The organism is Actinoallomurus spadix, from assembly GCF_024055725.1.
Classification (GTDB): Bacteria; Actinomycetota; Actinomycetes; order Streptosporangiales; family Streptosporangiaceae; genus Actinoallomurus; species Actinoallomurus spadix.
In genome coordinates, this window is the sequence record NZ_JAMXMX010000054.1 from 1 (window position 1) to 15,670 (window position 15,670).

Consider the following 15,670-nt stretch of genomic DNA (forward strand, 5'->3'; position numbering starts at 1 on the left):
TTTGTTGGGGGTTTGTGGGGGGGTTTGGGGGTGGGGTGTGGGGGGGGGGGGGGGGGTTTTGGGGTCGGCGTGGTCGGTGAGGGTGGGTAGGCCGGGTAGTTGGGGGAGGTCGGTGGTGGTGGGGTGGGGGGTGGGGGTGAGTGATTCGATGCCGAGGTAGGGGCCGGCCAGTTGGCGGGCGTGGTGTTCGAGCTGGGTTTGGGGGGTGGTGGGGTCGGTGAGGGTGTTGATGGTGGTCTCGGTGTCCAGGCCGGGGGGCAGCAGGTCGGGGCGTTGGCGGACGAGGCGGGCCAGGGCGGCCGGGATTTGGGTGGGGGTGGTGATGAAGGTGTGCCGGTCGGTTTGGATGCTGCCGCCGGCGGCGGCGAGGATGGCGCTGTGGATGTCGGCGGCGGGGTCGGTGGCGGGGGTGGTGGCCGGGGGGTGGTCGGAGAGTGGGTGGTGGATGTCGGGGGTGATGCGGGCGGGGTGGTGTGCGGTCGTTGGGGTGAGGGTGGTCCAGCCGGCGGGGCTGGTGGCGGTGGGGAGGGTGCGGGCCAGGACCAGCTCGGTTTCGGGGTCGCCGTAGGCGTGGATGTGCCCGTCGGTGTCCATGGTCAGCGTGTTCTGTTCGGTCAGGTGTGCCAGGACGGCGGGGGCGAGGGTGTCGCGTAGTTCGTTCCAGTAGCCGGGTTCGGCGAAGGCCTGGCGGATGTAGCGGTCGGCTTTGCCGCCGGCCAGGTGTTCGTTGATCTGCTGGTGGACTGCTTGGGTGTCGTAGCGGGACAGGTCATTGCCCAAGAACTCGGTCAGGATGCGTTCGGGGGCCAGGTAGCGGAACGCCGCGGCCATCATCGAGCCCAGCGGGCCTTGCCCGGTCTTGGGCAGGTTCTTAAGGATCAGCCGGTTCAGTGTTTCGGGGTCATCGGCCCGGACACCGGCGATGGTGAGCCCGCGGCCGGCGGCCGCGTCCAGCGCCGCGTCCCACGGCGCGTGCGGGCCGGTGAAGACCTCGCCGAATTCCATCTGGTGGTCGCGGGCCACGGCCTGCTGGAGGGTGCTGATCCCGGCCGGGCCACCGGCGGGGACGGTGATCAGTTCACCGTCCCAGCCGGTGGCCGGGGTGAACGCGCCGTCGAGCCGGTCGGCGGTGATCGGGGTCCCGTGGCCGTCGAGGACCAGTCCCAGCCCCGGGCGGTCCAGCTCGTCGTTCACCGTCGGGTCCGGGGCGATCACCCGCCCTGCGCCCCCGCCGGCCGGGTCGAACTTCACCAGCCGCAACCCGCCGGTGGTATCGACCGCCACCCACGAGCGGGTGTCATCGAAGCACAACACCACCCCCCCATCCGGGAGCACCCCGACCAGCTCCGTGAGCGAGGGCGCCGTCACCCACCGGTCCGCGCCGACCCCCACCCCGGTTCGAGGCGTGGTCTCCGCCATCGTCTGGGACGCGGACTGGGACGCGGACTGGGACGCGGCCTGGGGTGTGGCCTGCCCGGTTCGCGCCGTGGGGGTGGTGGGGGCGTGCAGGCCGCCGTGTTCGGCGAACAACGCCTGGACCAGCTTGATCGCCGTGCTCAGGCCCATCCCGGCAGCCACCACGCCACCCGCCACGGAACCCCGCGCCACCGACGCGGCCTGCTCCAGCAGCCGCTCAGACGGGCTGATTCGAGCAAGGACACCGGCCAAAGCGACCGGATCCCACCGTTCAGCCTGCCCGGCCGGGTCCCACCGTTCGGCCTGCCCGGCCGGGTCGGTGGCCGCAGGAAGCAGCGAAGAGTTCGCCCGCCAGTCCCCGGCGGTCTCCTCCAGCCAGCCGGCCACCCCACCGGTCTCACCGGTGGTCTCGGCGGTGGTCTTGGCGGTGTCGGTGGCCTGGCCGAGGCGGACCAGCACCGGATCGGACAGGTTCGGGGCCGCCAGCGGCGATCCGCCCGCGAACCGTCCCACCATCGGCGGCAACGCCACCCACCTGCGGCCCGCACCAGAGCCGCCGGAAAGCGGCGCGATATCGGCCGGCCACCCATTGCCGTACCAGTCCTGGGCGGTATCGGTTCCGATGATCCGCGGAGCCAGGCCGAGCTTGTTCACAAAGAACGGCGTGACCTGCTCGGCGAGCTGCGGCCAAAACTCCGGGTCGGTGATCGAGGCGATGATGTCCTCCAACGCCCGCCCATCCTCGATCCGCTCCACGGCAGCCGCCTGGGCACCGGCCCGAACATCCCCGCCCGGACGCCCGCCCTCACGCTCGGCATAGGCGCTGGTGTAGATCGTGCCCACCGTCGCCCACAACCCCAGATCGGTACGAACGCTGTCCGGGACGACCCCGGCCGTCAGCTCACGCAACCGCGCACCACTGGTGACGAACACCCCATCGGGAGTGGTGAAACCACCATCAGTGGCCAGGACCAGCGCCTCGAACTGATCAACACCGGCCACGCCACCGGCGAACCGCCGCCGATGAGCCAGCGCCCACTTGTGCTGCTTCGCGCTCATCCCCACCGGCGCCCCGCCCGCCAACGACCCCACCGGCATGACCGGCACCCCACCACCAGAGACAGCCGAGACAGCGGCAGCCGAGGCAGCCGGGGCAGCGGCGGGGGTAGTGGGGGTCTCGGGGGTAGTGGGGGTGTCGACGGTCGTAGCCCATCCGCCGGGCACCTCCGCCGGGCGGGTACCAGCACCCAGCATCCGCGCCGGCCGTACCGGCGCCAGCCCCACCCACCCCTCATCCCAGCCCTTGGCGCCCAGCCGGGCGATGGCCACACCCGGCACCTCATCACCGGCCCAGGGCCAGGCCTTCCCGTCAGGTCCCAGCACCCCGACCTTGAACAAACGCTGCACCAGCACCGTCACCAGCACCGCGCGGGCCCCGGTGACCGGCCGGCCCTCACGGACATCGGCGATGAGCCTCTGCCAGGCCTCACCATCACCCAGCAGCGAGCCGACCTGCCCGGCGACCGGCTCATCACCGGCCACCGGCTCACCACCGGCCACCGCACCGGCCACCGCACCGGCGGCCTCGGCCAGTTCCTGGACATCGGCCGCCGACAACACCATGGTCTGCATCCGCTGCGCCAGTTCCCGCCGCACCACCGGCCGATCACCCGGCAACGCCTCAACCCCGCCGGCACGACCCGCCGCCGCCAGCGCCTCGAACAGATCACCACCACCCCGACGCCCGGTGAACACCAACCCCGCCTTATGAGCCCGCACCACCTGCGCCGGCGACACCCCACCCAGCACCGGCCCGGCCACCGACCTGCGAACCCCCACCCACTGCAAAACCCCACGCGAACCCGGCCTTTGAGCCATCACCACCGGTTCCGGCCCCGAACCCGGCCCATAGGCCTTCAACCCATCAACACCCAGCACCAACCCACGCACGCCCAGATATTCCCCGAACAAGAACGGAACGACCCGGTCATCCAAATCCCGCCACGGCGCCGTCCCGGACACACTGGCCTGCAGATGCTCCCACGCCGCACCAGAACTCACCAGAGCACGAGCCACTTCTGCGGCCTCAGCTTCTGCGGCCTCAGTCACAGAATCCGGATCGTTCTTCCTCACAGCCTCCTGGACCGCCGCCACATACCCATCACGGACCTCAGGCCAGTCCGACAGATCCCTCGGCCGCTCCAGCATCGCCGCATGCAGCAACGACCGCAACTCACCCGGATCACTCACCAACCGGTCACCCACCACCGGCAGCAACCCACCCGACCCCGCAACCGCCGCCGCATACACCGTCCCGCCACCAGCATCCGCTCCCGCCGCGCCAACCCGCCCCGCAACACCCGGAACAAACTCCAGACCCCACGAATACGCCCGAAGAGCATTCACCCACCGCACACGACCAGGCACACCCACCAAACCCGCACCAGAACCAGCACCACTATCACCGGCGACCGGCTTCTCCCCACCACCAGCCGCACCAACAACATCCTCAAACGACGGCGTTTCAAACGTCGCATGCCACACCGAATACTCCGGCCCCGCCGCACCACTCGAAGAACCCTCACGAGCATCGATCAGATTCCACACCTGCCGGGCAATATCGTCATCCCAGCCCTCGCGGCCCGCGTAAATCACAAACTGCTCACCAGGGACACCACTCCGATGATATGACGTGGCCGCCTGTTCCAACGCCGGGTACTGACCAGCAACGACAGACGCCACACCACCAGCGGCCTCAGCACCCCCAGAACCAGAACCCGACCCGCCATACCCCGACCACCCCGCCACAGGTCCCCACCCAGAAACCGCAACATTATCAGGCTCATAGCTCCCATAACCCGACGCGTCATACCCATAGCCCTTGTTTGAGGAGCCATAGCCCTGACCACCCGAAAGAGCCTCATCAACGGCCTGCTTCCAGGCCGCCCGAGCAACCGGCTCATCAACACCTCTCTCCCTGACATCAGCCAAATACCGCTCAAAAAGGACACGCTCCCTAAGCGCCGCACTGGCCACATCCACCACACCCTTAAGGTTATCGAAATCACCCAAATTGCCAAGGACGCGACCAGCTTCAAAACCCTCAGAACCAGAACCCGCACCACCATGCTCATACTGAGAAAACGCTACATTAGAGTCCCGCCCAGAAACCCTTACGTGAGACCCCCATCCAGAACCCGAGACCCCAGACCCATAACCCCTATCATCGGACCCGGACGCAGAGCTGCGACCGAGAACAGAGAACAATCCTAGATAGGCTTCAGCCGGGGGCGGATAGGGAATACCCCGCGGGTTGGACGCCGGCCCGTAATAAGAGATATAACGATTCGCCTCATGCACTTGCCAGGTCCGGAACTGGTCGGGGTAGAAGTCGCCGAGCCGATTGATCAACTTACTCGGAGGAAGACCGGACTCGGTCCTGGGCATCAGCCTCTCGATTTCATCGACCCGCAGACCATGCTCCCCCACCCCGATGATGGCATACCTCAGCTGCTCCATGTCATCTCGCAGGAGCTCGTCCGCGTTGAGGCCCCCTCCAGCGGCGTGCGCTGGAACAGGACCGCCTCCAAGCGCGGGGGCAACCCCGTGCAGCACCTTAATGTCTTCGGCCCCCTCGGGAAGCTTGTACGTCTCCTTCCCATACGGGTGGTACACCGGCCCGACATAGTTGCCGTTGCTGATTTTCCAGGTCCGGAACTGGCCAGGCCAATGGAAACCGAGTCCGGCGACCAGCTCGTCGCGTCTCTTTGCTGAGAAACTACTGAATATATCGTGAATGTCGTGACGGAGCATACCGGCCGACTGCTTACGGCCCGCAATGAGCAGGATATATCGTAGCCTCACCAACCGTTCGTCGGCAGTGCCACTGGGCAGGAGTTCATACTCTTCACTGACGTTGGCCGGGGCTGGGTAGGGAACACCGTTGGCATCGGATGTCGGACCATAAAATCGCTCCGGCTTACCCGCTGTGCGCACTACCATCCAGGTCCGGAATTGCCCACGGTCACTGTCGGCAAGTTTATCGAGCAGCTCCCTGGCGTTGAACGCCTCTAGGGCGATTTCGGTCTCGGGCAGGCCGGCCTGCCCTGCTTCGGTAAGAGTTTCCCGCAGCCACTCCACGGTTTTAGGAGGAACGTTCAGGTCTTCAATGTCATAAGCACCGTCCGGTGGGGTGTAGTGTACATCCGGATTGTCGGGGTCGAATTTCAGTGCCCAACGGTGGGTCGCTTTTACTCCTCTACCAGGCATCTTGAAGGTTCGGATTGCGCCGGAATTTTCGCTGGCGAGGAGGTTCCTAATCTTTTTGATTTTTTCTTTCGGAAGCTTGGTTCTACTATAAATGTGATTAGCGGAAAGGCCTGCTCTCCCCGCTTTTTTGAGGTCTTCCCACAAATTCTTCTTGGCGCTCGATAGTAGACGTTTTTTGTCACCTGCGACGCGGCGATCCGTCGGGTCGGTGAGCGCCCAATAAAGCGATTCCGACTCCTGAGGGGCATCACGTGACCACGGCTTGAAAACATGGCCGCTCTCGTCCACGAACAAAGCACTGGCGGTAGCAGGAGACCAGTGCTTCATATCGTCTAGGCTTGTCTCGTGCAGCCACTGCCCGGCCCAGCCGGGGGCGATCAGCCCCGGGATCTTTTCGGGAGCAATGCCGCTCCGCTCAAGGGCTTCGATTTCAGCCTGCCGCGCAGCGGAACTGAAGTCAGGGTTGAAACGCCACACACTTTTCGTACCGTCATCACCCGCGACCGGAAGAAGCCCCACCATATGCCACGTGGTCCCGGCCTGCCGCACCCGCACGAACACCGCCGCCGGAACAACAACCCCGCCGCCCCCGGCGCGACGCCCTCGTCCGCCATCCGAAACCGAGCCGACCGCGTCCGGCTCAACACCGCCGGTCAGGACATCAAAAAGCTCCTTCCACGTATCGACCGGCACCCAATCCTCAGCCGGCACACCCAAAGAACGCACATTCACCGCATCAGAACCCACCACCGCGTCATCGACAACAGAAGCCGAAACAAGACGGCTGAACAGGCCACGATCGCGACGACCGGCGCCCACCGCGGCACCATCATCCGATTCACCACGAGGCGTCCCATTCCTGACACCCCCCGTCGCGAACCGGCGCATCAACACCGCACACGCCTGCTCCTCACCAGCGGACAACTCAGCCGGCATCCCCGCCGCCCACTCAGCAACCCCCGCAACCACATCCTCCAACTGCGACTCTGCCCACCTCCCCCCCACCCCAACGCCGACCGCCCCAGCACCGGACAGCACCGAGAAGACATCATCGGCACCCCTGATACCCGAGCCCACCGCCGGCACCAGATGCCCCGCCTCGGCATCGTCCGCTTCCTTCGACACCACCGCGGAGCCGCCCGCCGAACCAGGCACCCCTTCGACCGGGCCGGCATGCATCAGGTCGTCACCGGGCAGGCGCTCACTGTAGCCCGGTAGCTCTTTTGGTGCCGGTTCCTCCGGGTATGTGTTCCTGGGACACTACGTTTTCGTATTCCGGCGGAGCCTCGACCGGGCCTGTGTTCTGCTGCTCCGGCGTAGGCACAGTGTTCCGCTGTGGGATGCGCCTGGGGTTCTGCCGATTTGAGCGGTCCCAGCGCGCGGCGTTGGGCTGGAGCAAGCGGCGCAATGGGGATCCGATGCGGGGGTCGGACGGGTCGGCGAGCGCGTATGCGGCCGATGCCGACTGTGGGGCCGGGCTGGGGGCGAGGGCGACGGCGTTCTCCGTCCGGGGCCTGATCACGCGGCCGTTCGTGTCCAGAATCAGGGCGCGGGCGCCGGTCGTGGGCCAGGTGAGGGTCTCGTCCACCGGGTCCGCTTGACGCAGCCATTTTTCGACGAGTTCGTCGCCCTCGCCGGCATCGATCGCCCGCCATGCGTCGGCGTCGAATCGCGGGTCGAAGACCTGCACTCCCTCGTCCGTGGTGGGGATCAGCCCGAACCAGTGTGCTTTCCTCGCGGGTGGGTTCACCACCACGAACACGGCGGCGGGAACCGTCGTATCGTCGGCGTCACGGACGGTGGTCTGGGTGGTGCCGGTCCCGGGAGTTTCCTGCCGGGGCCGAGCCAGCGTGCCGGTCAGGGTTTCCCATGACTCCACCCATCCCCAGTCCGAGCGGGGGAGATCGAAGTACCGCAGGTTCTCCGTGTCGGGCGCGGTCAGGGCCTCATCGGCGGTGCCGGCCGAGCGGATACGGTGGGCGGGCTCGTGGGGGCCGGAGAACACGTGTGAGCCGTCGCCGCGGTCGGGGAAATACAGTTTCGCGAACTGGCGGCCCAGCATCAAGCACGCCTGCTCCTCATCACGCGGCAGGTTCTTCTCACGCGCCGCCCAGTCCACCACACCCTTGACCACGGTCTGCAGTTCGGCCAGGCTCCGCCCCTCGCCCACCCCGAACGCCCGGATGCCGATGATGTTCCCGTCGTGGTCCCGCACAGGGAGCCCGCTGGCGACCTGCACGCATGCTGCGGTGCTCAGAGTGGACTTGTGCCACTCGGCCGCCTGCACGGTCACGTTCCGTTCTGCCCACGTCACGATCGGGTCCCCAGATTTGTTTCGTTCGGTCAGGACGGAGCCGGGGAGGCTCACGATGTGGCATACGGCCCAGCGGGGCGAGCGGTTCACCCGCAGTCCCAGGGCGTTTTGATCAGATACTCGACGCATGGGCAGGGACGGCCGGCGGCGGCCGGTGGGGGCGGACTCCGGCGGCTACGGGCGCGCGGCGGCCGGAGGCGGGGGCGCGCCCGGCTCGCTGGAGCCTTACCCGAGGCCAGGGATCAGGTGGTGACGACGGCGACCGAGACGCATGCGGTCACTTCCTGGATGACCCCGTTCTCATCGGTGACCAGTGACGTCGCGCAGACGCTGGAGGAGACCCAGGAGCTTTCCTCGATCACCGGGAATGCTCACGTTCGTACGTATAGTGGTCGAAGTCCCATTCACCGGTGGCGGGCGGCCGGTCGGCCGGCTCGGCGGCCTCGGCGCGGTCGGCGGCGGCCGAAGGCGGCGTCGCGGACAGGCCATGGCGCTCACGGTAGGTGTCCAGATGGAGCCCTCGCCCCGGGGCACGTGAGATCCCGGCGCTCGATGCCAGTGGCCGCGCCTTGGACGTTGCCCCCGTCCGTCCACCGCTGGTCGCACGCTCCTATCGGCATCGGCCCCGGATGGGGATCCGTGGGTCCTCGGGACGGACTTGATCGATACAGAAAGCATGACCCTAGTATGCAGCGCTTGCGTTAGGGAGTTGTAAACACCTCTATAAATCGGCGTGTCAGCGCATGCCGAGGGCGGCGCCTACAGCAGACCTCCGCTCCCGGACGTGTCACCCCACCCGGAGGTCATCGCACTGGGAACGCGCCTCGTCCGGCGGTGCGGCCAGTGGCTCGAGGGTCCGCGGCGAGTCTGCGGTGATCACCGGGCCGAGCTCCGGGCCGATCCGAGGGACGGTTACTCCCGGGCCGGGGCTGCCGTGCTCAGGACGAACCGGGCGGTGTTCTGCTCGGTGTCGGTGCGCTTCCGCTGAAAGCCGGCCTTCTCCAGGACCCGGATCGAGGCGGGATTCGACAATTCCACGTTGGCGTGGACCGTGCGGACCCCCGGTGCGGTGAGAGCGAACGCGCTCAGCGCGCGCGTGGCCTCGGGAGCGTAGCCGCGACCTCGCCGGGAGGGCACGATGCCGTACCCGAGCTCGAGGGCGCCGTCGACGGGCGGCCAGAACAGGCCGATCGACCCCACCACCAGGCCGCTGTCGCGTTCGATGATCTGACGGTGGCCGTACTCGCCCAGCCACACCGGATGCTCGGCGAACAGGCCCGCGATGACGAGATCGCCCTCGTCGGGGAAGTCCTGGGCCCAGTGGGACGGCCGGGCGCCGTCCAGGACGGCGGTGACCTCGCCGGGAGCCCACGCCCGCAGGATGAGGCGGTCGGTGGTCAGATCGGCAACGGTCGAGGAAGAGGAAGAGGAGGAAGACACCTGAGGCTCCTGGTCGTCGGTAACGACCCGGATCACGCTCTCGACGCGCGCGGACCGGGTAAGGGCATGCTGAAGACGGCCGGCGGCAGCCATGGTCATCAACCCTCTCGTCACCGAGTGATCAGGCGTCACTCGTGCCGTCGCACACGCTAACGGCCCCTCTCGGTCCGGACAACCGTTCAATCAAGGGACCTCCGCATCCAGCCCATCTTCCCCAAGACCTGGTGGCGGCGGAAAGGCACGGTGGCGCGTGCGTGTCCGCGCGTGCCACCGGGCCTTCCGGAATGGTCGTTCAGCGTACGGTCGGCGGGAGCAGCTCCTCCGGGAGCCCCTGGAAGCAGACCGGGACCTGGAAACGGCGGATCGCGGCCGTGCCGACCGAGGTGTGCAGCGGCGACGTCGTCGCGGGCCAGGGGCCGCCGTGGTGCATCGCGTGGTTGACCGCGACGCCGGTGGGCCAGCCGTTGTAGACGATCCGGCCGGCGTGCCGGGCCAGCTCGGCGACGAGGCCGCGCGCCAGGTCGGCGTCGGACGGCTCGGCGTGCACCGTCGCGGTGAGCGAGCCGGGCACGGCGGACGCCGCCGCGCGCAGGTCCTCCTCGGAGGAGTACTCGATGATGATCGAGGTCGGGCCGAAGCACTCCTCGGTCAGCTCGGGCCGCGCCGCGAACTCCCCGGCGGTGACCGTGAACAGGCGCGCGCCGTCGCTTTCCGCGACGGTCCGGGCCTCGCCAGCGATGCGCTCGACCCCCGTGCGGAAGCCCTCGGTGATCTGCGGCGTCAGCAGGGCCGGCGCGGCGACGGCCGCGACGGCCTCGGCCAGCACCGGCTCCAGGCCGTGCCCGGCGGGCAGGAACAGCAGGCCCGGCTTCGTGCAGAACTGCCCGGACCCCAGCGTGAACGACCCGACGTAGCCGCGGGCGATCTCCTCGCCGCGGGCGGCGACGGCCGCCCGCGTGACGAACACCGGGTTGACGCTGCCCAGCTCCCCGTAGAACGGGATCGGCTCCGGGCGGCTCGCGGCGGCGTCGAACAGCGCCCGGCCGCCGCGCACCGAGCCGGTGAACCCGGCGGCCTTGATGTTCGGGTCGTTGATCAGGGCCATGCCCGCCTCGAACCCGTGCACGAGCGCGAACATCCCCTCCGGCGCGCCCGCCTTGGCGAGGGCCTCGGTGATGATCTCGGCGGTACGGGCGGAGGTGCGCGGGTGGCCGGGGTGGGCCTTGACGATGACCGGGCAGCCGGCCGCCCAGGCCGACGCCGTGTCGCCGCCCGCGACCGAGAACGCGAACGGGAAGTTGCTCGCGGCGTACACCGCGACCGGCCCGATCGGCAGGAGGCCCCGGACGAAGCCGGGCTCGGCGGTGTCGAGCTGGAAGCCCTCGCCGCGCGCCTCGGCCGCCAGCAGGCGCAACTGGCCGGTGGTACGTTCCACTTCGCCGCTCAGACGGGTCGTGCCGAGCGCGGTCTCGCCGTCCGCGAGCGGCACGAGCTCGCCGGCGGCGGCCTCCAGGGCGTCGGCGACGGCCTCGAGCAGCGCGGCCCGGCCGGCGAGCGGCAGGTCCGCGAGGGGACGCGCGGCCTTCGCGGCGGCGGCGCCCAGCTCGGCGACGGTCTCGGGGGAGGTCTCCGGGACACCGGGCTCCAGGCGGTCGCCGGTCCGGGGATCGACTCCGTACAGCAGCGTCATCGCGGGTCTCCGTCGGTGGGGAAACGGTTCAGGGTGCCGGGCAGGCGGGAGCCGAGCGGGGACATGCCGCCGTCGGCGCCGAGGCGCTGCAGGATGTCCAGGGCCAGGCGGCCCCGGTGGACGCGCTCGCGCATCGCGTTGACGGCCAGGTCGCGCAGGTGGCGGCCGACCGGGTAGATGCCGGGCATGTTGCGCAGCCCGAACTTCAGGTAGATCGGCGCGCCGCAGCGGATGAGCTCGGCCGCGTCGTACAGCCGCACGAACCCGCCGAGGTCGTCGGGCGCCTCGACGTAGAAGTCCATCGGCGCGGCGCTGTGCGCGCGCAGCTCGGCGATCTGCCCGATCGTGAGATCGCTGGGCACGTTGATGGAGTCGCCGCCGAGCTTCTCCCAGATCGCGTACGCCGCCGGGTTGACCGGTCCGACGAGCGCCGACACCTTGAAGGTGACGTCGGCGGGCAGGACGCCGGCCGCGCGCAGCCGGTGCAGCGTCCACAGCACGCCCTCGTCGGCGACGAGCAGGCAGCGGACGCCGAGGGCGACGGCGCGCTCGGCCTCCTCGACGCACTGGGCGAGCTGGTCACGGCCGCGGGCGCGCGGCCCGGAGCCGCCGGAGGACGCCTTGACGCCGGCGCCGATGTCCCAGGTGCCGCGGGGACCGACGAACAGGCACAGCTCGATGTGGCGCTCCTCGCACGCCTTGACCATCTCGGTGATCTCGGCGTCGGTGAGCATCCAGATGCCGCTGCCCTGGCTGATGCGGTGGACCGGCACTTCCAGCCGCTCGCTCTCCTCGAGGGCGGCGGCCAGCACCTCCGGTCCCTCGCAGGAGGGCAGCTCCGTCCGCCAGCTCCCGCCGTCGGGGAACCGGGCCTCCGAGGCGGCGGGGGCGTCGCTGCGGGCGGGCATGCCGAGCCGGTCGAGCAGGTGCTCACCGGGATACCGGGAAACGCTCATTACGGGTACTCCTAGGGCCTGAGAATGATCTTGCCGACGTCGTCGCCGCCCCGGCCGAGCAGCGCCACCGCTTCGGGATAATCCTCCAGCGGCAATTCGTGCGTGACCAGAGGGCCGAGGTCGAGCAGCCCGGCGGTGAACGCCCGTACGGCGTGCGCCCAGGCCGCCGACGAGGCGCCGAACACGCTGGTGATGGTCAGCTGACGGCCGACGATGTCCGAGGGGGATAGCATCTCCGGTTCCACGCCGGGGATGCCGGTCAGCACGAGCCGCCCGCCCTTGCGCACCTGCCGGGCGGCGGCCGCCGCCGAGTCGCGGGCGCCCGCCGTCTCCACGACGACGTCGAGGTCGAGCTCGCCGAGCTCGTCCGGGGGGAAGTAGGCCGTCGCGCCGCCGGCCCGCGCGACCGGCTCGCGGCCGGCGCGCGGGTCGCTGACGATGAGCTCGGCGGGGGACGAGGCGGCCAGCAGCTGGATCGTGAGCAGCCCGAGGGTGCCCGCGCCGACCACGCCGACCCGCTCGCCGGGCAGCGGCGCGGCGCGAAGGACGGCCGCCGCGGCGACCGCGGCCGGTTCGAGCAGCACCGCGGCCCGCAGGTCGGTGCCCGGAGGCAGCGGATGCAGCAGCCGCGCGGGCACGATCAGGTGGTCGGCGAACGCGCCCGGCCGGGTGAAGCCGATCTCGTCGTAGCCGGCGTGACACAGGTTCGTGTCGCCCTCGCGGCAGCGGACGCAGGTCTGGCAGCTCACGAAGCCCTCACCGACCGTCGGCAGGCCGATCAGCGCCGGGTCGACGCCGGGGCCGACGTCCGCGATCGTCCCCGACCACTCGTGGCCGGGGACGATGGGGAACGTGCGGTACGCCTCGGGGCGGCCGCCCTCGTACAGCTCGCGGTCGCTGCCGCAGATGCCGGCGGCGGCGACGCGGACGAGGACCTCGCCCGCGCCGGGCGTGGGCACTTCTCCCTTGATCAGCCGGTGCCGGCCCGGCTGCTCCAGGAGGACGGACCGGCTCACTTGGTCCGAGCCGGGTCGCGGAAGTGCCAGTTCTCTTTGAACAGGTTGAAGTTGGCCTGCTGGCGGGGGAACTCGGCGAGGGCGTCCAGGTCGAGCTCGACGCCGAGGCCGGGGGCCTCGGGCAGCGAGAAGTACCCGTCGACGACCTCGGGCAGGCCGGGCGCTACGCCCTTGATCGCCGAGTCGGCGAAGTCGTTGAAGTGCTCCTGGATCTTGAAGTTCGGCGTGCAGGCCGCCAGGTGCAGGTTCGCCGCGGTGAGGACCGGGCCGCCGACGTTGTGCGGGGCGATCATCGTGTAGTGCGTCTCGGCGGTGGCCGCGAGCTTGCGGGTCTCCAGGATGCCGCCGATGTGGCCGACGTCCGGCTGGATGATGTCCACGGCCTGCGACTCGAACAGCTCGCGGAACTCGATCCGGTCGTGGATCCGCTCGCCGGTGGCGATCGGCAGGTCGGTGTGGGCGGAGACCTTGGCGAGGGCTTTGAGGTTCTCCGGCGGGCAGGGCTCCTCGAGCCAGCTCGGGTTGAACGGCGCGAGCAGGCCGGCGAGGCGGATCGCGGTCGCCGGGGAGAACCGGCCGTGCATCTCGACGAGCAGCTCGGCCTCGGGGCCGATGGCGTCACGGACGGCCTCGACGAGGCTCACCGCGCGCATCGTCTCGGCGTAATCGAGCTCCATCGTGCCGGTGCCGAACGGGTCGAACTTCAGCGCCTTGTAGCCGCGCTCGATGACCTTCTTTGCCGCGTCGTGGAAGGCCTCGGGGGTGAGGTCGACGGTGTACCAGCCGTTGGCGTACGCCTTGATCTTGTCGCGGACCTTGCCGCCGAGGAGCCGCCAGACCGGCTGGCCGAGGGCCTTGCCGAGGATGTCCCAGCAGGCCATTTCGACGCAGGCGATGCCCGACATGACGATCTCGCCGGCGCGGCCGTAGTCGCCGTACTTCATCCGGTGGACGAGGTCCTCGATGTCGAAGGGGTCGGATCCCTTGATGTGGTTGATCTCCGCCTCGGCGAGGTAGCCGATGAGCGCGTCGGTGTGGCTCAGCATCCGCGCCTCGCCGACACCGGTGAGCCCCTCATCGGTATGGACCTGAACGAATGTCAGGTTGCGCCAGGGCGTGCCGGCGACGTGGGTGGAGATTCCGGTGATGCGCATGTGAAGCAACGCTCCTCGTGGTTCGGGCCGGAGGCAGGGCCGCGATGACCTCCCGGGAGCCGGATGTTACCGGTCACATGGACAAAGTCAATGGCTGAGCAGCGAAGGGGGCGTTGCCGAATCGTGTCTTGACATGGGTTTTGTGACCGGTAACACTCCCGACACAGCAGTGGGAAACCCGGCCGTAATCCCGACGTAACCGCCCCAGCCTCCACCCAAGGTGAGACATGAAGATCACTAAGTTGGCCACGATGGCCACGGGCCTGTTCATGGCCCTCAGCGTGACCGCGGCGTGCGGTTCGAGCACCAAGACCGTCGACAAGAAGGGCGCCGACGCCGGTTCGGCCAAGGGTGCGCTCATCGGCGTCACCATGCCGACCAAGTCCTCCGAGCGGTGGATCCACGACGGGGACAACCTCAAGTCCTCGCTGGAGAAGCTGGGCTACAAGGTCGACCTGCAGTACGCGGAGAACGACATCCCCACCCAGGTCAACCAGATCGAGAATCAGATCACCCGGGGCGCCAAGCTCCTGATCGTCGCCTCGATCGACGGCACCGCGCTGACCACGCAGCTGCAGGAGGCGGCCGACAAGAAGATCCCGGTCATCGCCTACGACCGGCTGATCCGCAAGACGCCGAACGTCGACTACTACGCGACCTTCGACAACTACAAGGTCGGCGTCCTCCAGGCGACCTCCCTCCTCGTCGGCCTCGGCCTGAAGAAGGAGGACGGCTCCGACGGCACCGCCAAGGGCCCGTTCAACATCGAGGTCTTCGCCGGCTCCCCGGACGACAACAACGCCACGTTCTTCTACAACGGCGCGATGGACACCCTCAAGCCGTACATCGACAAGGGCACCCTCGTCGTCAAGAGCAAGGAGACCGACTTCAAGACCGTCGCGATCCTGCGCTGGGACCCGGCCACCGCGCAGAAGCGCATGGAGGACCTGATCACCAAGGCCTACAAGGGCGGCGCGAAGGTCCAGGGCGTGCTCTCCCCGTACGACGGCCTGTCGATCGGCATCCTGTCCGCCCTCAAGAGCGCCGGCTACGGCACCTCCGGGCAGCCGTACCCGGTCGTGACCGGCCAGGACGCCGAGCTCGCCTCGGTCAAGTCGATCATGAAGGGTGAGCAGTACGCCACCATCTACAAGGACACCCGCCAGCTCGCCGCGGTGACCGTCAAGATGGCCGACACCGTCCTCAAGGGCGGTAAGCCCGAGGTGAACAACACCAAGGACTACAACAACGGCGTCAAGGTCGTCCCGTCGATGCTGCTCCAGCCGGTGACGGTCTACAAGGACAACGTCCAGAAGACCCTCATCGACACCGGCTACTACACGGCCCAGCAGGTCCAGTAGCGGGTCACGGGCGGGGGGCGCCGCCGGCGCCGCCCCCCGGCCGTCCCCGCTGCT

Annotated in this window: 8 protein-coding genes; 1 reads left to right on the forward strand and 7 read right to left on the reverse strand. The window is 68.9% G+C overall.

Going from position 1 to position 15,670, the window contains the following annotated elements:
* The 7 genes from NE235_RS36715 to NE235_RS36745 all read right to left on the reverse strand — a co-directional run.
* Nucleotides 1-6,810: hypothetical protein (locus tag NE235_RS36715; protein WP_252811468.1), on the reverse strand; the 6,810-nt coding region annotated here is incomplete at its 3' end.
* A 76-nt stretch (nt 6,811-6,886) separates the two neighbouring features.
* Entirely contained in the window at nt 6,887-7,978 is a 1,092-nt protein-coding gene (locus NE235_RS36720) for a hypothetical protein (RefSeq protein WP_252811471.1), read from the reverse strand.
* Nucleotides 7,979-8,911: 933 nt separating this feature from the next.
* Nucleotides 8,912-9,439 carry a GNAT family N-acetyltransferase gene (locus tag NE235_RS36725; protein ID WP_252811473.1) on the reverse strand — a complete coding sequence of 176 codons (528 nt, stop codon included), beginning with the start codon at nt 9,437-9,439 and terminating at the stop codon, nt 8,912-8,914.
* A gap of 292 nt (nt 9,440-9,731) precedes the next feature.
* Nucleotides 9,732-11,129: an aldehyde dehydrogenase (NADP(+)) gene (locus tag NE235_RS36730; protein ID WP_252811475.1), complete on the reverse strand. Its 1,398-nt coding sequence runs from the start codon at nt 11,127-11,129 to the stop codon at nt 9,732-9,734.
* Nucleotides 11,126-12,085 (reverse strand): hypothetical protein, encoded by a 960-nt coding sequence (locus tag NE235_RS36735; RefSeq protein WP_252811476.1) that lies wholly within the window; start codon nt 12,083-12,085, stop codon nt 11,126-11,128. Before NE235_RS36735 ends, NE235_RS36730 begins: the two co-directional genes overlap by 4 nt.
* 11 nt (nt 12,086-12,096) lie before the next feature.
* A complete protein-coding gene (locus NE235_RS36740; protein ID WP_252811478.1) occupies nt 12,097-13,101 on the reverse strand; it encodes a zinc-dependent alcohol dehydrogenase in 1,005 nt (334 codons plus the stop codon).
* Nucleotides 13,098-14,255: a mandelate racemase/muconate lactonizing enzyme family protein gene (locus NE235_RS36745; protein ID WP_252811480.1), complete on the reverse strand. Its 1,158-nt coding sequence runs from the start codon at nt 14,253-14,255 to the stop codon at nt 13,098-13,100. The genes NE235_RS36740 and NE235_RS36745 overlap by 4 nt, the downstream gene beginning before the upstream one ends.
* A gap of 227 nt (nt 14,256-14,482) precedes the next feature.
* Between NE235_RS36745 and chvE the strand changes: the two genes are divergently transcribed.
* Nucleotides 14,483-15,616 (forward strand): multiple monosaccharide ABC transporter substrate-binding protein, encoded by a 1,134-nt coding sequence (gene chvE, locus NE235_RS36750; RefSeq protein ID WP_289849840.1) that lies wholly within the window; start codon nt 14,483-14,485, stop codon nt 15,614-15,616.
* The last annotated feature ends 54 nt before the right edge of the window (nt 15,617-15,670 follow it).